14 protein-coding genes are annotated in these 22,429 nt (G+C 58.3%); 10 read left to right on the top strand and 4 right to left on the bottom strand.

Going from position 1 to position 22,429, the window contains the following annotated elements; genetic code table 11:
- Nucleotides 1-12 precede the first annotated feature (12 nt).
- The 9 genes from accB (at nucleotide 13) to BMS17_RS29175 (ending at nucleotide 11,877) form a co-directional block, all read left to right on the top strand.
- Entirely contained in the window at nucleotides 13-477 is a 465-nt protein-coding gene (gene accB / locus BMS17_RS29215) for an acetyl-CoA carboxylase biotin carboxyl carrier protein (protein ID WP_046032993.1), read from the top strand.
- 17 nt (nucleotides 478-494) lie between these two features.
- Nucleotides 495-1,853, top strand: coding sequence for an acetyl-CoA carboxylase biotin carboxylase subunit (gene accC / locus BMS17_RS29210; protein WP_027921899.1), 1,359 nt, complete (start codon nucleotides 495-497; stop codon nucleotides 1,851-1,853).
- Nucleotides 1,854-2,179: 326 nt separating this feature from the next.
- Nucleotides 2,180-3,058: a 50S ribosomal protein L11 methyltransferase gene (gene prmA / locus BMS17_RS29205; RefSeq protein ID WP_046032994.1), complete on the top strand. Its 879-nt coding sequence runs from the start codon at nucleotides 2,180-2,182 to the stop codon at nucleotides 3,056-3,058.
- 30 nt (nucleotides 3,059-3,088) lie between these two features.
- Nucleotides 3,089-4,321 (top strand): DUF3426 domain-containing protein, encoded by a 1,233-nt coding sequence (locus BMS17_RS29200; RefSeq protein ID WP_046032995.1) that lies wholly within the window; start codon nucleotides 3,089-3,091, stop codon nucleotides 4,319-4,321.
- Nucleotides 4,322-4,506: 185 nt separating this feature from the next.
- The gene (dusB, locus tag BMS17_RS29195) at nucleotides 4,507-5,517 is read left to right on the top strand and encodes a tRNA dihydrouridine synthase DusB (RefSeq protein ID WP_046032996.1); all 1,011 of its coding nucleotides are present in this window, start codon (nucleotides 4,507-4,509) and stop codon (nucleotides 5,515-5,517) included.
- Nucleotides 5,514-5,834, top strand: coding sequence for a DNA-binding transcriptional regulator Fis (gene fis, locus BMS17_RS29190; protein ID WP_007907419.1), 321 nt, complete (start codon nucleotides 5,514-5,516; stop codon nucleotides 5,832-5,834). Before dusB ends, fis begins: the two co-directional genes overlap by 4 nt.
- A gap of 81 nt (nucleotides 5,835-5,915) precedes the next feature.
- On the top strand, nucleotides 5,916-7,523 hold the full coding sequence (gene purH / locus BMS17_RS29185; RefSeq protein WP_046032997.1) for a bifunctional phosphoribosylaminoimidazolecarboxamide formyltransferase/IMP cyclohydrolase: 1,608 nt from the start codon (nucleotides 5,916-5,918) through the stop codon (nucleotides 7,521-7,523).
- A gap of 180 nt (nucleotides 7,524-7,703) precedes the next feature.
- The gene (gene purD, locus BMS17_RS29180) at nucleotides 7,704-8,999 is read left to right on the top strand and encodes a phosphoribosylamine--glycine ligase (protein ID WP_046032998.1); all 1,296 of its coding nucleotides are present in this window, start codon (nucleotides 7,704-7,706) and stop codon (nucleotides 8,997-8,999) included.
- A 100-nt stretch (nucleotides 9,000-9,099) separates the two neighbouring features.
- A complete protein-coding gene (locus tag BMS17_RS29175) occupies nucleotides 9,100-11,877 on the top strand; it encodes a hybrid sensor histidine kinase/response regulator (protein WP_046032999.1) in 2,778 nt (925 codons plus the stop codon).
- Between the two features lie 27 nt (nucleotides 11,878-11,904).
- On the opposite strand, the gene BMS17_RS29170 is transcribed toward BMS17_RS29175, so the two are convergent.
- From BMS17_RS29170 to BMS17_RS29160, 3 genes are all read right to left on the bottom strand, one after another.
- Nucleotides 11,905-12,585 (bottom strand): hypothetical protein, encoded by a 681-nt coding sequence (locus tag BMS17_RS29170; protein WP_046033000.1) that lies wholly within the window; start codon nucleotides 12,583-12,585, stop codon nucleotides 11,905-11,907.
- Entirely contained in the window at nucleotides 12,582-13,316 is a 735-nt protein-coding gene (locus BMS17_RS29165; protein ID WP_046033001.1) for a hypothetical protein, read from the bottom strand. The genes BMS17_RS29170 and BMS17_RS29165 overlap by 4 nt, the downstream gene beginning before the upstream one ends.
- Before the next feature lie 63 nt (nucleotides 13,317-13,379).
- Nucleotides 13,380-14,177: a hypothetical protein gene (locus BMS17_RS29160; RefSeq protein ID WP_046033002.1), complete on the bottom strand. Its 798-nt coding sequence runs from the start codon at nucleotides 14,175-14,177 to the stop codon at nucleotides 13,380-13,382.
- A 268-nt stretch (nucleotides 14,178-14,445) separates the two neighbouring features.
- Here BMS17_RS29160 and BMS17_RS29155 point away from each other — a divergent pair, with 268 nt between their 5' ends.
- The gene (locus tag BMS17_RS29155; protein ID WP_046033003.1) at nucleotides 14,446-15,042 is read left to right on the top strand and encodes a MarC family protein; all 597 of its coding nucleotides are present in this window, start codon (nucleotides 14,446-14,448) and stop codon (nucleotides 15,040-15,042) included.
- A 50-nt stretch (nucleotides 15,043-15,092) separates the two neighbouring features.
- Here the strand turns inward: BMS17_RS29155 and BMS17_RS29150 are convergent, their stop codons facing one another.
- Nucleotides 15,093-22,211 carry a TcdA/TcdB pore-forming domain-containing protein gene (locus BMS17_RS29150; RefSeq protein ID WP_077432416.1) on the bottom strand — a complete coding sequence of 2,373 codons (7,119 nt, stop codon included), beginning with the start codon at nucleotides 22,209-22,211 and terminating at the stop codon, nucleotides 15,093-15,095.
- Between the last annotated feature and the right edge of the window lie 218 nt (nucleotides 22,212-22,429).

The following is a 22,429-nucleotide window of genomic DNA, read 5'->3' as shown; positions in this document are numbered from 1 at the left end:
AGTTGATGATTCATGGATATCCGTAAAGTTAAGAAACTGATCGAACTGCTGGAAGAGTCCGGCATCGACGAGCTCGAGATCAAGGAAGGCGAAGAGTCCGTACGTATCAGCCGTCACAGCAAGACGCCGGCTCAGCAGTACTACGCACCTGCTCCAATGCACGCTCCGGCTGCCGCGCCTGCCGCTGCGGCTCCGGTTGCCGCAGCCGCTGCTCCGGCAGCACCGGCCGCACCCGTCCTGAACGGCACCGTTGCCCGTTCGCCGATGGTCGGCACCTTCTATCGCAAATCTTCGCCATCCTCGCCTTCGTTCGTTGAAGTTGGCCAGACCGTGAAGAAAGGCGACACCCTGTGCATCGTCGAAGCCATGAAGATGATGAACCACATCGAAGCTGAAACCAGCGGTGTGATCGAATCCATCCTCGTCGAAGACGGCCAGCCGGTTGAGTACGACCAACCGCTGTTCACCATCGTTTGAACCGCGGAGAAACTTTGATGACTGCGAAGTTGGAAAAAGTTCTGATCGCCAACCGCGGTGAGATTGCCCTGCGGATCCTGCGGGCCTGCAAAGAGATGGGCATCAAGACTGTCGCCGTTTACTCCAAGGCTGACAAAGAACTGATGCACCTGGGCCTGGCAGACGAATCCGTCTGCATCGGTCCGGCCTCTGCCGCGCACTCTTACCTGCACATTCCGGCAATCATCGCCGCGGCCGAAGTGACTGGCGCTACCGCCATTCACCCGGGCTACGGTTTCCTTGCGGAAAACGCTGATTTTGCTGAACAGGTCGAGAACTCCGGCTTCGCCTTCATTGGCCCGAAAGCCGACACCATTCGCCTGATGGGCGACAAGGTATCGGCCAAGCACGCCATGATCGCTGCGGGCGTTCCAACCGTTCCGGGTTCCGATGGCCCACTGCCTGAAGACGAAGAAACTGCTCTGCGCATTGGTCGCGAAGTCGGTTACCCGGTGATCATCAAGGCCGCTGGCGGCGGTGGTGGTCGCGGCATGCGCGTTGTGCATAAAGAAGAAGACCTGATTTCTTTCGCAAAACTGACCCGCACCGAAGCTGGCGCGGCGTTCGGCAACCCGATGGTCTATCTGGAAAAATTCCTGACCAACCCACGTCACGTGGAAGTCCAGGTGCTTTCCGACGGCCAGGGCCACGCCATCCATCTGGGCGACCGCGACTGCTCGCTGCAACGTCGTCACCAGAAGGTTCTCGAAGAGGCGCCGGCACCGGGCATCGACGAGAAAGCACGCCAGGAAGTCCTCGCTCGCTGCGTCAAGGCCTGCATCGACATCGGCTACCGTGGCGCCGGCACCTTCGAGTTCCTTTACGAGAACGGCCACTTCTACTTCATCGAGATGAACACTCGTGTCCAGGTAGAACACCCGGTTTCGGAAATGGTCACCGGCATCGACATCGTCAAGGAGATGCTCAGCATCGCCGCTGGCAACAAGTTGTCGTACACCCAGGACGACGTGGTGATCCGCGGTCACGCCCTGGAATGCCGAATCAACGCCGAAGACCCGAAAACGTTCATGCCTAGCCCAGGCACGGTCAAGCACTTCCACGCACCAGGCGGCAATGGCGTTCGCGTCGATTCGCACCTGTACAGTGGTTATGCCGTTCCGCCGAACTACGATTCGTTGATCGGCAAGCTGATCACCTACGGCGCAACCCGTGACGAAGCCATGGCGCGGATGCGCAATGCGCTGGACGAAATCGTTGTCGACGGGATCAAGACCAACATCCCGCTGCACCGCGACCTGGTCCGTGATGAAGGCTTCTGCAAAGGGGGCGTGAACATTCACTACCTCGAGCACAAGCTGGCTGGCGAGAAGCACTAAGCTTCGACCCGATCAACAAAGCCGCCTTCGGGCGGCTTTGTTGTTTCTGGGCATTGCAACAGCCCTGTAGCAGCTGGCGAAGCCTGCGTTCGGCTGCGAAGCAGTCGCAAAACCTGATTGCACCGTGTTTCTGAAACACCGCATTGCCGGAATGACGACTGCTTCGCAGCCGAACGCAGGCTTCGCCAGCTGCTACAGGTGCGCGTTGCAACATCGCTGCTGCGTTCGGAGCTACCTCACTCCCACAAAAGCCCCGCGCTCGCGTAAACTTGCGCGCTTCTCGCAGCCCGCTAGGCTGCAATCAATATTTTTCAAAGGTGCCCGCCATGCCTTGGCTGCAAGTCCGTCTCGCCATCAGCCCAGAACAAGCCGAAACCTACGAAGACGCTTTCCTTGAAGTGGGCGCCGTCTCGGTGACCTTCATGGACGCCGAAGATCAGCCGATCTTCGAGCCAGAACTCAACACCACCCCGTTGTGGTCGCACACGCACCTGCTGGCCCTGTTCGAAGGCGGCACCGAAGCCGGCCCGGTACTGGCCCACCTTGAGCTGCTGACCGGTAGCCCGCTGCCCGAGCATCACAGCGAAGTGATCGAAGACCAGGACTGGGAACGCAGCTGGATGGACGGTTTCCAGCCAATGCGTTTCGGCCAGCGCCTGTGGATCGTTCCAAGCTGGCATGCCGCGCCCGAGCCTGACGCCGTCAATCTGCTGCTGGACCCGGGCCTGGCGTTCGGCACCGGCACCCATCCGACCACCGCATTGTGCCTGGAATGGCTCGATGGCCAGGACCTCAAAGACTGCAACGTGCTGGACTTTGGCTGCGGCTCGGGGATTCTGGCGATTGCCGCCCTGCTGCTGGGCGCCAAGGAAGCCGTTGGTACCGACATCGACGTGCAGGCCCTGGAAGCCTCGCGCGACAACGCCGGTCGCAACAACATCGACGACGCGCTGTTCCCGCTGTACCTGCCGCAAGATCTGCCGCAGGTGAAGGCTGACGTCCTGGTCGCCAACATCCTTGCCGGCCCGCTGGTTTCCCTGGCGCCGCAGTTGTCCAGCCTGGTCAAGTCCGGTGGTCGCCTGGCGCTGTCGGGCATTCTCGCCGAACAAGGCGAGGACGTTGCCGCCGCCTACGCTCAAGACTTCGATCTGGACCCGATTGCCAATCGCGATGGCTGGGTGCGCATCACCGGCCGTCGGCGCTAGAATGAACGCCTGCATAGACCGGATCGCCGCATGACCGACAGCTTCGTCACCCAGTGCCCGCATTGCCAAACCAGCTTCCGCGTCAGCCATGCTCAGTTGAGCGTGGCCCGAGGGGTGGTTCGTTGTGGCTCCTGCTTGCAGGTGTTCAACGCCGCCAAACAATTGCTGGACCAACGGGCCGACAAAGAAGCCGTCAAACCGGTAGCCCCAGCCATCGTCGAGCCGCCGGTACAGCGTGCCATCAGCCAAAAGCAATGGACCGCCTCGGAACTGGATCTGGACAGCCTGGACCTGGACAGCCTGGACCTCGACGAAGAGCTCGCCCGGCTCGAACAACGGGAAATCCAGCCGACCACCGAATTTGGCCGGCACCGCGAAGACGGCCTCAGCGCTCGACGCGATTCTATCGAGCACGATGAAGAACCCTGGTCCGACAGCCTCTTCAGTGAGTCGGCGGCCGACCGAGCACCACCCGTAGAAACCGAACAGCCACAAACAGACGCCGAACCGGGCAAACACTCGCGAACCGAGCCTTCGTTTTCGCTGGAACCGGTGGATCTGGACGATGAGAACCAGGTGCCCCATCTGCGCCTGCACGACCCACTCGACTCCCCTCTTAACCGCGACCGCCTGTCGGCGACCGAGACGCTCGACGACGACCTGCCCTCAGTCGAACCGTTGCGCAAACGTCGTGAGCGCAGCGAACCGGGTGTGCGCGCCGAAGTCCTGCAGGACCTGACCGACGACCCGCTGCAACTGGATTGGCAAAAACGTCGATCGCCCTGGGGCCGACGGCTGTTCTGGTTGCTGCTGGTCCTGCTCGGCGCCGCCGCGCTGGCGGGCCAATACATTGCCTACCACTTCGACGAACTGGCGCGTCAGGACCAATACCGCCCCTGGTTCCAGCAACTGTGCCCGCAAATCGGCTGCACGGTGCCCTCCAAAGTCGACATCGCCAAAATCAAAAGCAGCAACCTGGTGGTCCGCAGCCACCCGGACTTCAACGGCGCACTGGTGGTCGACGCGATCATCTACAACCGCGCCCCGTTCTCCCAGCCTTTCCCGCTGCTAGAGTTGCGCTTTGCCGACCTAAATGGCCACTTGATCGCCAGCCGTCGCTTCAAACCCGGCGAATACCTCAACGGCGATCTCGAAGGCATGGCCGAAATGCCGCCGCAAACACCGATCCACATCGCGCTGGACATTCTCGACCCAGGCGCCAAAGCGGTGAACTACAGCCTGAGTTTCCACTCCCCCGAGTGAATCGCATCACCGCTACAGGCTTGACGGCATATTTCTGACTGGGACCGCTCACACCAAACTGCGGGTAATAACAAAATAACTGTTCAGATTTTGTTCAATTCAGCCTTTATCCAGTCATCGAGAGCGGGTATCATGCCAACCCTTTTTCGAACTCTAATGATCCGGCCCCACAACAGGGAAGTCCTATGTCGGCGGTACGCATCGGTCCATACACATTGCAAAACGGCTTGATTCTCGCCCCGATGGCGGGAGTCACCGACCAACCCTTTCGTCAGCTGTGCAAGCGATTGGGTGCGGGGCTAGTAGTCTCGGAAATGGTCACCAGCGACATGAGTTTGTGGAACACCCGCAAGTCGCGGATGCGCATGATCCACGAAGGTGATCCCGAGCCACGCTCGGTACAGATCGCCGGTGGTGATGCGCAGATGCTGGCAGACGCAGCCCGGGCCAACGTCGAGCTGGGTGCGCAGATTATTGATATCAACATGGGCTGTCCGGCGAAGAAGGTCTGCAACAAGGCTGCCGGTTCCGCGCTGTTGAAGGATGAAGCATTGGTTACCGAGATCCTGCAGGCCGTCGTGGCTGCGGTGGATGTGCCGGTGACCCTGAAGATCCGCACTGGCTGGGACCGGGACAACAAGAACGGCCTGACGGTGGCGAAGATTGCCGAACAGGCAGGCATTACGGCGCTGGCGGTCCATGGCCGCACCCGTGCCGATTTGTACACCGGTGAAGCCGAGTACGACACCATTGCCGCGATCAAGCAGGCGGTGTCGATGCCGGTCTTCGCCAACGGCGATATCGACTCGCCCGAGAAGGCCCGGTACGTGCTCGACGCGACCGGTGCCGATGGCTTGTTGATTGGTCGGGCTGCCCAGGGGCGGCCGTGGATTTTTCGCGAGATCGAGCATTTCCTGCGTACCGGCGAGAAACTCCCGGCGCTTGAATTGATCGAGGTGGAACGCATTCTGCTAGAGCATCTGGCTGCCCTGCACGTCTTCTATGGCGATGTCATGGGTGTCCGTATCGCTCGAAAGCATGTGGGCTGGTATCTCGCAACCTTGCCGGGCGCCAGGGAGTTTCGCGCCCACTTCAATCGTTTGGATGGTACGGAAACACAATGCGCCAACGTTCGGGAGTTCTTCGCCGAACGTTACAAGAGCCTGACAGGGGACGGAGAAGGGGTGGCCGCATGACGATGATGACCGAGACTTTAGTGAGTGGAACAACACCCGTGAGCGACAACGTGAATTTGAAACAGCACCTCAATACGCCCAGCGAAGAAGGTCAGACCCTTCGCGGGAGTGTCGAGAAGGCGCTGCACAATTATTTCGCCCACCTTGAGGGCGCTGCCGTCACGGATGTGTACAACCTGGTGCTCTCCGAAGTCGAGGCTCCCCTGCTCGAGTGCGTGATGAACTACGTCAAGGGCAACCAGACCAAGGCCAGCGAGCTGCTCGGGCTCAACCGAGGCACGCTGCGCAAGAAACTCAAGCAGTACGATTTGCTGTAAGCATTCAATCAAACCAGAAAGGCGCCCGCGTAAAACCGGTCGCCTTTTTTGCTGACTCCTTTGCTTTTGATGGAAATTGAAATGACCGACCAGACTACCCGCCTGCCGATCCGCCGCGCCTTGATCAGCGTTTCCGACAAGACCGGGATCCTCGAATTCGCCAAAGAGCTTGAAGCCCTGGGCGTTGAGATCCTTTCTACCGGCGGGACGTTCAAGCTGCTGCGTGACAACGGCGTTGCCGCAGTGGAAGTCGCGGACTACACCGGTTTCGCAGAAATGATGGACGGTCGGGTGAAAACCCTGCACCCGAAAATCCACGGCGGGATCCTCGGTCGTCGCGGTATCGACGACGCGATCATGAACGAGCACGGCATCAAGCCGATCGATCTGGTTGCGGTCAACCTGTACCCGTTCGAAGCCACCATCAACAAGCCAGGCTGCGACCTGCCGACCGCCATCGAGAACATCGACATCGGCGGTCCGACCATGGTCCGCTCGGCAGCAAAAAACCACAAAGACGTGGCCATCGTGGTGAATGCCAGCGATTACGCCAATGTCCTGGAAAGCCTGAAAGCAGGCGGCCTGACCTACGCTCAGCGTTTCGACCTGATGCTCAAGGCGTTCGAACACACCGCCGCCTACGACGGCATGATCGCCAACTACATGGGCACTGTGAACCAGGCGGCTGACACCCTCAGCACAGAAGGTCGTAGCGAATTCCCGCGCACCTTCAACAGCCAGTTCATCAAGGCTCAGGAAATGCGCTACGGCGAGAACCCGCACCAGAGCGCGGCGTTCTACGTGGAAGCCAAGCCTGCCGAAGTGGGCATCGCCACCGCGACCCAACTGCAAGGCAAAGAATTGTCGTACAACAACGTGGCCGACACCGACGCCGCGCTGGAATGCGTGAAGAGCTTCGTCAAGCCAGCCTGCGTGATCGTCAAGCACGCCAACCCGTGCGGCGTTGCCGTAAGCCCGGACGCTGAAGGCGGTATCCGTCAGGCCTACGAACTGGCTTACGCCACCGACACCGAATCGGCCTTCGGCGGCATCATCGCCTTCAACCGTGAACTGGATGCCGAGACCGCCAAAGCCATCGTCGAGCGTCAGTTCGTCGAAGTGATCATCGCCCCGAGCGTCAGCGAAGAAGCTCGCGCCATTGTCGCCGCCAAGGCCAACGTGCGCCTGCTGGCCTGCGGCGAATGGTCGGCTGATCGCGCCGCTGCCTGGGACTACAAGCGCGTCAACGGTGGCCTGTTGGTACAGAGCCGCGACATCGGCATGATCGGCGCCGACGACCTGAAAGTCGTGACCAAACGCGCACCGACCGAACAGGAAATCCACGACCTGATCTTCGCCTGGAAAGTCGCCAAGTACGTCAAGTCCAACGCCATCGTCTACGCCAAGAACCGCCAGACCATCGGTGTCGGCGCTGGCCAGATGAGCCGTGTGAACTCCGCCCGAATCGCTGCGATCAAGGCTGAGCATGCCGGCTTGCAAGTAGCCGGTTCGGTCATGGCATCGGACGCTTTCTTCCCGTTCCGCGACGGTCTGGACAACGCGGCCAAGGTGGGTATCACTGCGGTGATCCAGCCAGGCGGCTCGATGCGTGACAACGAAGTGATTGCTGCTGCTGACGAAGCCGGCATCGCGATGGTGTTCACCGGCATGCGCCACTTCCGTCACTAAGCGAAACGCGGTCGGTGTAGCAGCTGCCGTCAGGCTGCGTCCGGCCGCGAAGCGGTCGTAATCGATTTATCGCCGGAAGGTCGTTCCGACCTTAACGCAGCCTTCGGCAGCTGCTACAGGGGTTGTGCCGCTCTCTAGTGCCAACCCTTCACAGAATTAGCGTCATCCGAGGTTTTTGAAATGAATGTTTTGATCATTGGCAGCGGTGGCCGTGAACACGCCCTGGCCTGGAAAGTGGCTCAGGATCCGCGCGTGCAGACAGTATTCGTCGCGCCCGGCAACGCCGGCACCGCCATCGAAGCCAAGTGCGAAAACGTCGCTATCGATGTTCTGGCCCTTGAGCAACTGGCCGACTTTGCCGAGAAAAACGTTTCCCTGACCATCGTCGGCCCGGAAGTGCCGCTGGTGGCAGGCGTGGTCGATCTGTTCCGCAGCCGCGGCCTTGACTGCTTCGGCCCGACCGCTGGCGCCGCTCAGCTGGAAGGTTCGAAAGCCTTCACCAAAGACTTCCTGGCGCGCCACAAGATCCCGACCGCCGACTACCAGAACTTCACCGAGATCGAGCCAGCCCTGGCTTATCTGCGTGAAAAAGGCGCACCGATCGTGATCAAGGCCGACGGCCTGGCCGCCGGTAAAGGCGTCATCGTTGCCATGACCCTGGCCGAAGCCGAAGACGCCGTGCGCGACATGCTCGCAGGCAACGCGTTTGGCGACGCGGGCTCGCGCGTCGTGATCGAAGAATTCCTGGATGGCGAAGAAGCCAGCTTCATCGTCATGGTCGACGGCAAGAACGTACTGCCAATGGCCACCAGCCAGGACCACAAGCGCGTCGGCGACGGCGACACCGGTCCGAACACCGGCGGCATGGGCGCTTACTCCCCTGCCCCAGTCGTGACCAGCGAGGTGCATCAGCGCGTCATGGACCTGGTGATCTGGCCGACCGTTCGCGGCATGGCCGATGAAGGCAACGTCTACACAGGCTTCCTGTACGCAGGCCTGATGATCGACAAGGCTGGTAATCCAAAAGTCATCGAGTTCAACTGCCGTTTCGGCGATCCTGAGACCCAGCCGGTAATGCTGCGCTTGCAGTCGAGCCTGGTCTTGCTGGTTGAGGCCGCTCTGGCACAAGCGCTGGACAAGGTCGAAGCGCAGTGGGATCCACGTCCGAGCGTCGGTATCGTGCTCGCCGCTGGCGGTTATCCGGGTGATTACGCCAAAGGCGTGGCCATCAACGGTCTGGATGCAGCCGCCGCCCTGGAAGGTAAAGTCTTCCACGCGGGCACTGCACTCAAGGACGGTCAAGTCGTGACAGCCGGTGGCCGGGTGCTCTGCGCAACCGCCATGGGCGCCAGCGTCGATGCGGCTCAACAGCAGGCTTACAAACTGGCGGCTAAAATCGATTGGGAAGGCTGCTTCTACCGCAAGGACATTGGCTACCGAGCCATTGCCCGTGAACGTGGCGAAAGCCAGGAATAAGGCCATTCATTTGGCCGGGCAAGGGCCGCTGGTCCTTGCCGCACTATTCCGGCACCGCGCATAGTTATAATCTGGCATCAACCTACGAAGGGATTTCGCCGTGCGCTGGCTCAGGATTGCCATAAGTCTTACCGTCACGCTGCTGACCCTGCTCTGCATGCTCCCGGCCCAGGCCGCGCAAGGCAGTGGCTGGGCGGTATTGCTCGACGAACAGGGCGACCTGCAGCTTAGTGACATCCGTTCCGCTCGCTACACCAATCAATTCAGTCCCATCGAACTCGAGCGCCTCACGGCGGCCGAGCCCGATGGTGCGTTGTGGCTGCGTTTCAGGCTGGCCCCCGGCAAGCATGAACAATTGCTGCGGGTGTTCGCCCCCGATCTGTCGGCACTCAATCTGTATGTACTCGACGGCGACAAGCTGATCGATCAATTGAACACCGGCACCAGGCAACCCCAGGCTAATCGCCCCCTGCCCAACAGCGACTTCATGTTGCCGCTGCCGCAAAGTGACAACACCCTCGACGTCTACCTGCGGCTGGTCTCTGAACACCAGTTACGACCTTATATCACCCTGCAATCGGCGGTCATGACCGCGGCCGATCAGAACCAGACGTTGATCTACGGCCTGCTGTTCGGCTGCATCAGCATGCTGATCCTGCACAACTTCGTCCGCTACGCCTACACACGCTCGCGCAGCAGCCTTTGGCTGGCCTGGTGTGAAGGGTTGTTGATGCTCAGCCTGCTGTTGCTGCTGAACCTGGCCGGCCCATGGCTACCCGACTGGCACGCCATCCAGACGCCGGGCGCCTACCTCGCGTTACTGCTGACCGCGCCGAGCGGCCTGATGTTCGCCTACCGCTTCTTTACCCCGCTCGGCCCGCACCCGCTGAACAAATTGTTGCTGGCGGACATTCTGTTCATTGTCGTCTGCGGCTTGTTGCTGTTGTTCGTCAACACACTGCCGCTGAACATCATCACCTACGTCTTGGTGGCTCTGGCCGGCTTGAGCATGTTGTTCGTCAGCGCCTATCACTGGCAAAAAGGTTATCGCCCGGCACGCTTTTTCGTCGCGGCCATGGTGGTGTTCAACATTGGCGCACTGGTCATCCTGCCCGCGCTGCTGGGACTGACTCAGCTCGCACCACAAGATCTGATCATCACGCTGTTGGTGGTTATCTGTATCAGCGGCCTGCTGATGAGCATCGCCCTGAGTGAACGTCAGCGCCGCATCACCGAAGACCGCTTCAGCGTCAGCCGTGACCTGGCCGCCAGCAATGCCGAAATCAATGCAAAAGCCGAGTTCCTGGCGAAAATCAGCCATGAAATCCGCACCCCCATGAACGGTGTACTGGGCATGACCGAACTGTTGTTGGGCACGCCCCTGTCGGTCAAGCAACGCGACTATGTGCAAACCATCCACAGCGCCGGCAATGAGCTGCTGACCTTGATCAACGAGATACTCGACATCTCCAAGCTCGAGTCAGGGCAGATCGAACTGGACGACGTGCAGTTCGACCTCAACGCCTTGATCGAAGACTGCATGAGTATCTTCCGCGCCAAGGCCGAGCAGCAGAATGTCGAGCTGATCAGCTTTATCCAGCCGCAAGTGCCGCGCGTCATCAGTGGCGACCCTACACGCCTGCGTCAGACCCTGCTGAGCCTGCTGGAAAACGCGCTGAAGAAAACCGACGAAGGCGAAATCCTGATCGTCGTCGCCCTCGATGAACGCAGTGCAAAACCGCGACTGCGCATTGCGGTGCAGGACAGCGGTGTGCCGATGGAGGCAGAAGAGCGCGATGCCCTGATGCACGCCGAACTGCACAGCAAGCACTTCCTTTCGGCAACGAGTCTGGGCGGCAACCTGGGGCTGGTGATCGCCCGTCAACTGATCCGCCTGATGCAGGGCGAGTTCGGCATCAAGACCGGCGCCAACCAGGGCAGCACCTTGTGGCTGACGCTGCCCCTGGACCCGGACCGGCTTGAACACCCGACCTCTGACCTCGACGGACCGCTGCAAGGCGCGCGCGTGCTGGTGGTGGACGATAACGACACTTGCCGCAAAGTGTTGGTGCAGCAATGCAGCGCCTGGGGCCTGAACGTCAGCGCCGTGCCGTCCGGCAAGGAAGCCCTGGCACTACTGCGCACCAAGGCTCACTTGCGCGATTACTTCGACGTGGTCCTGCTGGACCAGAACATGCCTGGCATGACCGGCATGCAACTGGCGGCCAAGATCAAGGAAGACCCGAGCCTCAATCACGACATTCTGCTGATCATGCTGACCGGCATCAGCAATGCACCGAGCAAGATCATTGCACGCAACAGCGGGATCAAACGCATCCTCGCCAAGCCCGTGGCCGGCTATACCCTCAAGACCACCCTCGCGGACGAACTGAGTCAGCGCAACAAAGGCCCGGCCGCTTCGCATCACCTGTCGCCCGGCTCGGCGCTTCCGGTCAAGGTTCCAAGCGATTTCCGCATCCTGGTGGCCGAGGACAACACGATCTCGACCAAGGTGATTCGCGGCATGCTCGGCAAGCTCAACCTGCAACCAGACACCGCCAGCAATGGTGAAGAGGCGTTGCAGGCGATGAAAGCCCAACGCTACGACCTGGTGTTGATGGACTGCGAAATGCCGATCCTCGATGGCTTCTCTGCCACCCAGCAACTACGCGCCTGGGAAGTCGGCAATCAACGCACACGCACCCCCGTGGTGGCATTGACCGCGCATATCCTCGCCGAGCACAAAGAGCGTGCGCGCCAGGCCGGTATGGACGGGCATATGGCCAAGCCGGTCGAACTGTCGCAGTTGCGTGACCTGATCGAGCATTGGGTTGCCCAGCGTGATCAGCAGAATCGGGCAGCCGCTCCGACCTCCTGACTGAACCTCAATCAGGTAACACGCTGCCTATATATCCAGTTCATGCAAATGACGGGTGGTTTCGGCCACCACTGCGGCCGCCACTTTTTTTCTGAAGGTCACGTAGTGAAGCGTGCTGAACGTAATGATCGCCATTTCTTCCCGACTGTTTTCCACGATTTCTTCAATTGGCCAAAACAGGAACTGCGAGACGTTTCGGCGGGTGCTGAACTGTTTGTGGTACAGGGCGATTTCGATCTTTCCAGGGGCTTTCAGGCAACAGGGAATCATTTGAAAGAGCCCCGTTTCACGTTGCAGGCTAAGCCTTTCGAATACCTCAAGTGCATTGGCATTGCGCTTGAGCGACTTGAGCGCATGTTCTGCCGGACTCGAAAAACGCTCGCCGGCCGCCCCTGATATTTGCTGCGCAACGCTTTCCGACATCTGCCCCTGTCCAGCAGGACCTGGACTGACCGCGCGCGACATATCCCAGCCCAGAAACCTGAGTTTGTTTTTGTAGTAATCAAACCAATTGCCGACCAAGCCGTCTTTTTGCGCTGAACGAGTGGCCAACTGCGCATATAGATTACTCAGATAGATATCTTCCCTGTCCTGCGACGACATCCCTTCGTTGAATGAAACAACACTGTTGCCCACCACCGCCGCACGTGGGGAATAACTGCTACTGAGCACTTGACCGGCGGCAAATCTGGAGTCCTTTGCAGTCATGACGGTGCCCCCGCTGTCGATGGCAATCCAACTGGCTTAATGTCAGAAATGTACAGGATGTTTTTCGCCGCCTTATCCCCCAGTTTCTTTACGATGGCATCGCGAAGGGAGACATAAAGGACAGACGACAAGTTGGCTTGAAACCATCTGAGTCGGATATTGCCCAGCACGTTATCTGAGGAAAACAAATGGCCCAAAGGATCAGTTAAGGTATGCACATTGGTTTCGAACTCTATAAAGAGACTGCTCATTACAGCCCCTTGGCCGACGACAATGATTTGCAACCTGACGTCACTCACTGCCTCTGCGGGTGTGCCCGACACCTCGATATTTTTTTGCCTGGACATCTGCTCGCGCAGTAGCTCAGTTGCCGGATGATTGCAGGGTAATTGAGCGATATCGTTAAAGACTCCGGCGATCCCGGCAATCGTAATGTTACCTGCTTGATCTTCCAGTCGGCTCTCGACCCACTGCACCATGGCACGCTTCGATTCGGCATCGGTTCCGAAACTGTCCCACGCCACCGCCCTCTGCAACCAACTATCCTTAAGTACCCCCTGACAGGTGTCATACCACCCATCACCAAGCGTAAATTCCGGGTATTTCTTATTAGCCACCAATTGCGCGAACAACACCGAATTCAACACATCCTGCCTCTCCTGCTCCAGCAGGGCGGAGGACAGTAAGACAACGGCACCGGCATTAACGAAAACTGAATACTGCGCACCCATCAATAACTCCTGACTCATTCAAAATTGGCGACTACAACGTAGTCGCCAAACGATCACACAGGATCAGATTTCGTATTCGTCAATTTTGGTTTGTGCACGATCACCCAACTTCGCGATGATGGTGGCGCGAGTGCGCTCAATAATGGAAGGCACAATGGTCATATGACTTTCGCCTTTGTACAGATCGACGGAACTGCTGTCCCAATCCACAAACAGGACTTTGGTCTGGTTGGTCCGTTTAATGAAACGGACGGCACCCAGCGCCATGATCACTTCGCCGTGCTGGCTTTCCTTACAGCTGGCCACACCAAACCCACCCGTCCCCGAATCCTTGATGTTCTGGTCGAAAAGTTGAAGGGGCTTGCCACTGGTTTGTAGCGCAGCCAGCGCATCACCAGCGACTTTCAGCATCAGAACCGAGGTCGGCCCCGGAACGGCAGCGGCAGCGACGGCAGAGCCGAGGATCTTCAGCACCAACTGATCCATCTTGAAGCTCTTGCCGGAAGCGGCAACAGTGTCGTAATACTTCTGCAAGATGGTCCAACCCGAATCCTGCATTACTTGCAGAAAAAGCTGATACCACTCTTTACCTTGATCATCGCGCGGGTATTTTTTATTAGCCACCAACGAAGCGAAGAGATAAGTGTGTTGAATATCGGTTTTATTTTGCTCGCTCATTCCCGATACAAAAGACAAGATGCCGTCTCCCACAATCGAGGCGCGATCCGGTTGATCGACATCGCCACTATTGATGGTCATGGCACGCGGAACAATAATGATACTCTCTGGCATCACGTCATATGCGTTCAAACGCTCAAGACGATCAGACAAAGTTACTACGGAATTAGATTCAATATTCATAACACTTCCTTTATTTAACAAAAGCCCTCCATGGGCCCGAGCGACAAAGTTACACAAACCACTTAAATACAACAAGATCACAACTGTAACGCCATATAGTTCACAACCATGCCACAACTAAAATACGCCAGCAGACCAACTAACAAAAACTAATACGCCGTACAAACCAAGTAGTTTTCTGCACGCAAAACTATCGTGGCCTCAAGCCGACAGACGCCCCCGCGCCTGATAGACTCCACTTCAATTTCAATCGCCGTGAGCTCCGACCATGCTCCAAGAGTTATTCAGCGTTTACCTGAAGATGCTGGTGCTCTACAGCCCATTCTTCGTGTTGTCCTGCTTCATCAGCTTGACTCGCGGTTACTCGCGCAAAGAACAACGACGCCTGGCCTGGAAAGTGGCCATCGCCACGCTGGTGTCGAGCGTCTTGCTGTACTTGTTCGGGCGGGTGATTTTCACTGTGTTCGGCATCACCGTGGACGCGTTCCGCATCGGTGCCGGCAGCGTGTTGTTCATTTCGGCGCTGGGCATGGCCCAAGGCAAGTCGGCGGTGCAAACCGACAACGTGCAGCAGGACGTGACCATCGTCCCGCTGACCATTCCCCTGACAGTCGGCCCCGGTACCATCGGTGCATTGCTGGTGATGGGCATCGGCCAGCCGCATTGGGACGACAAACTCACGGCGATTCTCAGTATTGCCCTGGCCAGTTTCACCGTGGGTGTCGTGCTTTATCTGTCCAACCACATCGAGCGAATTCTTGGCGATCAGGGGTTGCAGATCGTCAGCCGGCTAATGGGGTTGTTCGTCTGCGCACTGGCCGCGCAAATCATCTTTACCGGGGTGAAGGGCTACCTGGTGCCCTGACCTTCAAGGCCGCAGAGTCGAAAAAACCTGCGGCCTTGTGTCAACCGGACTCAGCTCAACCCGTTGCCCGAAACCTCCTCTGCGGTCGGCAGATCGATGCGCTGCGCCGGTACAACCTCGCTCAACAAGACGTTGTCCTCGTTACCGAGCTTGATCAGCAACGCTTTCACCAACGCGGACACGGCAAAGGATCGATACCCTTCTACGGCCAGGAACACTTCGCCCTGCAAGGTGACGTCCGCTGAGAACACGTCGCGAAAGATCAGGCTGTGCCCACAGTCGGGATCGACAATGACCAAGTGTTCCTGAACCTTGCTCAGCGTCAGTTTCTCCGTGTTGTCCAGCGCCCAGATCAACTTGCCGGGAATTGACGCCTCACGTCCCGGTATTGCCCGGCAGTCGACAATGACCGACTCCAACCTGAACCAGACGGCCTTCGACAAGCAGTAAGTAACGGCGCCCTGGCCCAGTCGAAGGACCAATGTGTGCACGTCGTCGGGAATCAACGGCATCAGGTCACTGACGGTCATCTGCCCTTCGAGGGTCAGCACTTCAGCATTGCGCTGAACATAACGCACGGGGCCGGCCTGCTCCTTGCCCGGGTAGGTATGCAGCAGCCCGTCCTTGCGCTCATGAAGCAACACATTGATTTGCTGCTGTGTCCCCAACAGTTCGAAGTCGTCGGTATTCGAAGCTTTCGAAACCCGAATCAATCGGCCGGTTTCAGACACATACCATTGCAGGCTGTCGGGTGCCTCAACCGCAAGGAACGCCGCGTGCCGGTGGTTTTCGACCAGCCTCTTGAGACCGTCTTGCAACGGCGCGGTCTGAACAGCCACCCATTGGCTATCAACGCCCGTGATCAACACCGACTCCTGATAGCGCAACTCCACGTTGATCCCTTCAAGCGTCGTAGCGCGAAGTCCTGCGCCTGCTGCTGTTACTTCGGCAAACCGCCAGGGCCCCCACTCTCGCACCGGTGCCGGTATCACGCCGGCCTGCAACAATTGCAAACCCTGGCCAAATGCACTGTCGAGTTGCGCAGGATCGATAAAGCCCTGACGGTAGATTTCACCGGTGGAAAGCGCCAGCAACCAGGCTGCGCTGCTGTCCGGCGTAACGCTCAGCAAGCGTACTTCCTCGCCACGTCCCAGATCGGATAACAGCAGTCGATCGTTCACGTACCAGGCGCTTAACCGCGCATGGTCGTGCAAGTGGCTCAAGCCCACGATGGCAAAACTCGCGACGGGGTATTGGTCGGCCACGCTGTCCAGCGCCAGCCACCAACGTGCTCGATCCTTGAGCCAGTCATCGGTCAGCCCACCCAACTGCAGGCGACCGTCGGTAGTCACATTGAAAAACAGACCTTTATCTGTCAGCGCCAGATATTCCTCTTCAATGGCAACCACATTCACCAGCCCTTCGGGTTCAATCTGTTCAACAGACCAGGCCCCGTTGATTCGTTGCTGGCGTGACAGATGCCCGGCAGCCTTGTCGTAGACGACGAACACGTCACCCTCATCGTTCGTCGGCGGGACAAGCGTAAGCTCGTTCAGGTTTTTGATGGAGTCGGGCCAGCCTCGCTCCCGGTGTCGCGGCGCGGCAGGGCGGACAATCAGGCGGTCGCTGCGGCGGATCCAGGCCAGGTCGCGCAGCGTCGAATTCACCTTCCAGCAAATCGAGACGTACGCCGCAGGCTGCCAGTCGACAGTGGTTACCACACCGTTTGCCGGCACTGGCGCAAACACAACATGCCCACCCAATACTTGAGCCCAGTCATCGAGTGTCTCGCGCTTGCTCACGACTGCGTCCAGCGTCGGGTCCAGGTCGCGCGTCATCGAACTCAAGAACAGTTCGCCGTCATGCAGTTGGTAGACAAACTCATCCACCGTCCGGTCTTTACGAGTGACCTTCTGCACGATAGTGATCACCCCGTGCGTCGCTTCCTGGCAGTGGGTAATGAGGCTATCGGCAGCCTCGGCGAGCAACAGCCGGTAACGTCGGTGGAGCAGGCCAGTCACTGCGTCGACTTGCCAGACAAGGTAATTCAGCGGGTGATAGAAATACGCATACCCATCGACCACCGCGCCCAATAATGCCCCATCGGCCTCCCCCGGATCATCGTCACGAAAATACAGAAAGCGATCGACAGCCGACTCATACCAGGCGGTCGTAAACCTGGGTTCATCGGGTTTTTCGAACGGGACCGGAAACTGATGTACCGGCGTGTAGGGCATGCCCAGGCGATGCGCTCGGGCCAACGTCTTGAAGTGATCCTGCAATGCCTGGGCATCCATGCCCGGGGTCGCGTCCTGCTCGATAACCATCAACGTCAACTGGGTGAAGTCGACCTTGAACACTTGATCCTTGCCGATTTTTATCAGGACCTCATTGCGCCCCCTGCCGCTCAACTCAACGTTGATTGAGCCAATAAAGAGTTCGCCAAAACGCTCCACTCGAACATCGCTTTCCTTCGCCCACGGGGCTTGCAGCAACCAACGCGAGGTCTCCTGGCTCGGCGACTCCAGTTCGATCTTCACCCCGGGATTGAGCACCAGCGAGCAGTTCGCCCCTGCGCCTTCGATTTTATAAGTGATCTTGTCGTGCCACGATGTCGGCAGCGCAGGCACCACCAGCGTGCGTGCGATTGCGTCCAGCCGAACATTGATCATCGTGGGCTGATAGACCGGGCTCAGGCGATAGACAATGTAGTCACCGGGAAACGAATAGAACGAGAACAGAAACAGACGCTTGCCATCCGGTGTCCTCTTCTCGAGGCGACGCGCCGTATCAAACCCGACGCTGTGGCGCAGTGTCGAAAAGGGCAGCCATTTGTATTCATAGCCATAAACCGTCTTAGGCGTGCAAGGCAGCACGATGGCCTGACCCGCAGCGGGTGCAAACGCGGCGCGCCCTGGTAAACCGAGTTCACGACGAATATCAATCGTTCGCTCGTAATCCACATCAAAGTCAGGGACCCCGAAATGATCATGCAGGGGGAACAGTTCAGGGCTGCCGAACGCCAGGGTTCGGGCCTTCAGGTCCAACGTCTGGAAGACCAGGGCCGATTGAGGCAGCCACGCGCTGGCGGTCTCATCGAACCGATAACCGCCTTCGCGATGCGCACGTTCCAACCCGTCAAAAAACAATCCGACTTGTTTGACCTCTTCGGCAATCACGGCAAAACCTTGTGCGAGCGCTGCCGCACCAATCGCCAGGCCACCCAGAATCACACCGGCACCACCCAGCACCGCGGCCGCTGTACTCGCCCCCACCACCCCGGCACCAATTCCGGCCCCTGCCAGCATTACGCTGGCGGAATCGAATGCCAGTTGAGTACCGTATTGCGCGCGCTCGACGTCGTTTTCGGCCGTGGATAACTGATAGATATCGAAACCTGCGTTGGCCAGGCCCAACACCGCACCCACGCCTTCATTGGCGACATGGCCCAAGGCCTCGCTCACCACCGGCGCACAGGTTTGAGCGATCACCTTCTCTTCAGCCAGCGCTTGTCGCACCAGTTTGACCAGCCCAAGAACATCGACCGCATTGCCATGTACCAACTGCGCGTAATTGACGTAAGCGTGCAACCGAACAGCCATCGTCAACGGTTTTCCAGCACCCTCCTGGTTGCGCAACGCGTTCATCAGCGCCTGGATGGTGAACCCTGCGTTCAAGGTATGGACGCTGCCGGCGCCCGTCGGGTCCAGCTCATTGACCGGCGCCCGGGGTTTTGTCGCCAGCGTCGAGAATTGCTCTGACAAATAGGTTTTGATGCGCAGCAAGCGCTGATCGTTAGTGATGACTTGTACCAGGTGCTCGGGCTTTTCGGGATCGATCAGGCTCAAGCGATACTCGCCGACCGGGGTAATTTCCAACGTCTCGAATAACGGGACAAGCCTCTGCGCCAGCTGATTTTTCTCCAGAAGTTCAGTGGTCGCCTCGCGTATCTGCTGGCTCCACCCATAACTGTCGAGTTCCAACAGACTGCTGCCCAGACGCGGATTACTCATCAGCGAGTCGCCATGAGCACTGGCCAGGCGCTGCCTGAGCGCAGGCAATGTCTGCTCCTTCAACGGGCCGGGCTGCAGCAATTCCGCCACACGAATACCGGAAGGCAACGCCGTTTCGGACAGACGCGTACCGTCCAGCTCGATCAGGTCAAACGTTGGCCGCAAGGCGTCGCCATAGGCGGCGTACTGTTTGGCCATTTCATGTTCCAGAAAGAACTGCTCCAACGCTTCACGAAACAGCAGTGGTTGCTCAAACTCGAACACACCGAAGTTCGGATCGTAGAAGTGATAGAGGCCGCGCTCGCCGACAAAGGTTTTCGCCACCAGCATCGAGTGGTTATTGGAGTTGAGCATCAAGGTGCTGGTGAACGTCTTGGTTTCCAGTAGCGCCACCACCTGCGCCACGTCAGAACGAGCGAGGGAGGTACCCACCTCGTTGAGTTGCACGCCGCGCATTTCTTCCACCGCGTGCAGAAAGACCGCGGAGTCGTTTTCCTTTGGATCAATGACCCCAAGGTAGAAACGTTCACGCAGGGTATTGGCGGCGGCAGGGCCGTGTACCAGCGCCGCGGCCATCGCCAGTGCCAATGGATAACAACGGCCACCCACCCGCTCACCGGCCCCCTGTAACAACAAATCCTGTGGCACCAGTTTCGTCGTACCCGCCTGGAAGCTTTCCAGAACAATCCCCACTCGCTCGACAACCCGGTCACGAAATTCAAGCTTCGCGACCTCTTGGATTCGGGCGACGTGCTGCCCCCATTGGCGCAAGGTCAACGGTTGCGCGAGGGCATTTTTCTTGAGTTCCAGTGCGTGCTCAAAGAACGCTGGCGGTTCGCCGGGAGCGCTATTCATTCCCGCCAGGAAGGCCGGCGAATTGTGTTTGAAGAGTTGACGCTCAATGGCCGCATAACGCCCCGAAACGCCCAGTTCGCGAACGGTGTTGGCCAGGTTATCCAGCTCGGCACTCACCGCCTCGAAGCTGCGGTTATCCAGTGCCTTGGCGCCCAATAAAGCACCGAGCAAGAGTCGCTGCGCGGGGCTCAATTGCGCCGTCAGGAGCGAGCCGCTGGCAATGGCGGTCAAGACTTCATCGATGGATAAACGTTGCGTCTTCGTGTCGCTCAGCGAAGCCGGAGGCAGCGCTTTTCCGTCCTGGACGATGATCGATTGCCGGTCATCAAAGCTCAACGGCACGGCCTTTTCAAACGTCAGCTCATCGCTGCGCTGTTCATTCATCGCCTGCAGAAACGGCTCACCCAGTTCATCAGCCAAGCGCTGCAACAGGTCGGTCGACAACACATGGCGCCCCTCGATGACCGGCCAGCCTTCCTCGAAATCAATGGTCTGGTACTTGAGCAGTTCCCCCATGTCACCCATGAAACGGTTTTTGAATCGCCCCTCCTGCCAGCGCTTTTGCTCACTGGCGAGCCATTGGGAGGTGTCACTCGTGTTCTCTTTCCAGGAGTGATCCAGCTCCTCCTCGGTCGACCGGTTGACCGTCGCGATGGGGGCAATAGCAACGTCGTCTCGCCAGGCTTCAGCCGCCTGTGGGGTGAAGTGCATTCTGACGTAGGCCGTGACCGCATCACGCATCGCAGCGGGTCCGGTCAGGTAGATCGTCACTTCGCTCTGGGGGCGAATCCCGTCGCTGTAATAGGTGGCGGCTGCTTCTGTCAGAAAAGCGAGCGACAACTCTTCTTCCATCGGTAGTTCGCCCAAGGAACCGAATCTGTTCTCGACAACCTCTCGCGCAACACCGCTCATGGCCTCGGCGTCGATAAACGCTACCTTTCTCTGCAAGGCCAACCGGGTCGTGGCATCGACTATTTCATAGTTGAGCCTGAAACGTTCGATCACGGCGCTCAGCATCGCCGACCCGGGATGAGCCATGATGAATGCATTACTCAAACTGCTTTGTTCGGCGACGGCTCGCAGTCCGTCCGGACGCACCAGACGCTCTGCCGGCGGGCGAAAAACGCTGTTCAACGCCGGATGACTTTTGGCAAAACGTTCCAGCGCAGGAAGATGCTCCTCGGGAATCACCTGGGCATAGTTTGTGTACCTGCTGCGCAGCGCCTGGCGGCCCGGCATCCATTCGGGATTGTGATCAAGCAACAATTGCAGGACGCCCAGACGCGCATCGGGGGCAAATTGGCTGATGTCCACCTCGCCCAGGATGTTCGGAAGAGGCGGCAGGTTATCGACATCCGCGTAACGGCCCCCTTCAGCCATCAAAGCCTCGATGCGTACCACATCGGAGGCCGCGGCAAAGTTGCCGCGCAGTCTGATTTCTCGTTCGTAGATGGCCTGCAAGCGCAGCGGTGTGGCATCGCTGGCCAGGTCACGAAGTTCCAGGTCGCCCTCGACCAGTGCCGAAAGACTCTCACTGTTTTTGACCTTCAAGGCTTTCAAGTGCGCTTCGTGCTGCCCATAAGCGCGGACCAGCAGATCAATGCGGGCATCGTCGGCTTTTTCGCCACGACTTACAGCGTTGGTGATGTGCGCGTTCATCTGCTGTTTGAGGACAATCGCTCGCTCTTCGTATTTGTCACCCAGTTCAAGCGCGGTCTCGCTGGTCGCCCCACCCTTAATCATCGCATCAGCCTTGGCGGCCTCGACAATAATCCGGTGGGTCTCGTAGGCCAGCAACGCGTCACTGTCATACCAGAGTTTCAGGTTATAGCCTTCCCCCGCGAGGGCCTGTTTCCAGACATTGATGTAATCGCGCTGAATATCCCCAATGCCACCGCCTAGCCATACAAAGTGCAGGTTTTTCGGTACTTCGGTGGCGGCGACCGTTAATTGTTTAACACTGTTGGACAACCGCGCCTGAAAAGTTTCTACCCGATTGCAAATGTCCATCAGCGTGGGGGACTGACCTTCACCAGGTTCTTTCAATTCTTTGATCTCCGCGGAACGCCGGCGGCGCCTGGAAGGTTCCAGAAAAGATCCAAGTGCCTGGAGCAACAACCCCAGCGGCACACGCATCCGTGGAAAATCGAGTTGACCAATACAACCGAAGTAATACCGAAACACCGCCTCGTATTCATCAGTCCCTTTATGTTCATGTAACGCCTGCTCAAGATCAGACAGTTTGAAAAGATCGATGAAACTTACATACCCATCAGCACGACATTTATCTTGCTCATGCATAAACACACTTCCCTGTAGAGTAACAATTGACGATTTTATTAAAACGTTAAATCAACACTAACCGAATTGATTTTCCGCCTCAAAAAACAAAACAGACAATTGATTACCAACAAAACATTCAGAAATGCGAAAACCGCAACAACAACCCGCCGCACCGACAGTTAAAAATATTAACTTACAGCAGCACTTTTAATAACAGTGTTGCAAGAGATTGATAT

It is taken from the genome of Pseudomonas sp. C9 (assembly GCF_002000165.1).
Lineage (GTDB): Bacteria > Pseudomonadota > Gammaproteobacteria > Pseudomonadales > Pseudomonadaceae > Aquipseudomonas.
Note: the sequence above shows the minus strand (reverse complement) of the source record. Positions and strands in the feature narration are given on the sequence as shown.

Excerpts from the sequence above, each read along its gene's own strand:
- BMS17_RS29170 (WP_046033000.1), bottom strand. The coding sequence starts at position 12,585 with ATGACTGCAAAGGACTCCAGATTTGCCGCCGGTCAAGTGCTCAGTAGC.
- BMS17_RS29150 (WP_077432416.1), bottom strand. The coding sequence starts at position 22,211 with ATGCATGAGCAAGATAAATGTCGTGCTGATGGGTATGTAAGTTTCATC.
- purH (WP_046032997.1), top strand. The coding sequence starts at position 5,916 with ATGACCGACCAGACTACCCGCCTGCCGATCCGCCGCGCCTTGATCAGC.
- BMS17_RS29165 (WP_046033001.1), bottom strand. The coding sequence starts at position 13,316 with ATGGGTGCGCAGTATTCAGTTTTCGTTAATGCCGGTGCCGTTGTCTTA.
- dusB (WP_046032996.1), top strand. The coding sequence starts at position 4,507 with ATGTCGGCGGTACGCATCGGTCCATACACATTGCAAAACGGCTTGATT.
- accC (WP_027921899.1), top strand. The coding sequence starts at position 495 with ATGACTGCGAAGTTGGAAAAAGTTCTGATCGCCAACCGCGGTGAGATT.
- purD (WP_046032998.1), top strand. The coding sequence starts at position 7,704 with ATGAATGTTTTGATCATTGGCAGCGGTGGCCGTGAACACGCCCTGGCC.
- fis (WP_007907419.1), top strand. The coding sequence starts at position 5,514 with ATGACGATGATGACCGAGACTTTAGTGAGTGGAACAACACCCGTGAGC.
- BMS17_RS29160 (WP_046033002.1), bottom strand. The coding sequence starts at position 14,177 with ATGAATATTGAATCTAATTCCGTAGTAACTTTGTCTGATCGTCTTGAG.
- BMS17_RS29155 (WP_046033003.1), top strand. The coding sequence starts at position 14,446 with ATGCTCCAAGAGTTATTCAGCGTTTACCTGAAGATGCTGGTGCTCTAC.
- accB (WP_046032993.1), top strand. The coding sequence starts at position 13 with ATGGATATCCGTAAAGTTAAGAAACTGATCGAACTGCTGGAAGAGTCC.
- prmA (WP_046032994.1), top strand. The coding sequence starts at position 2,180 with ATGCCTTGGCTGCAAGTCCGTCTCGCCATCAGCCCAGAACAAGCCGAA.
- BMS17_RS29200 (WP_046032995.1), top strand. The coding sequence starts at position 3,089 with ATGACCGACAGCTTCGTCACCCAGTGCCCGCATTGCCAAACCAGCTTC.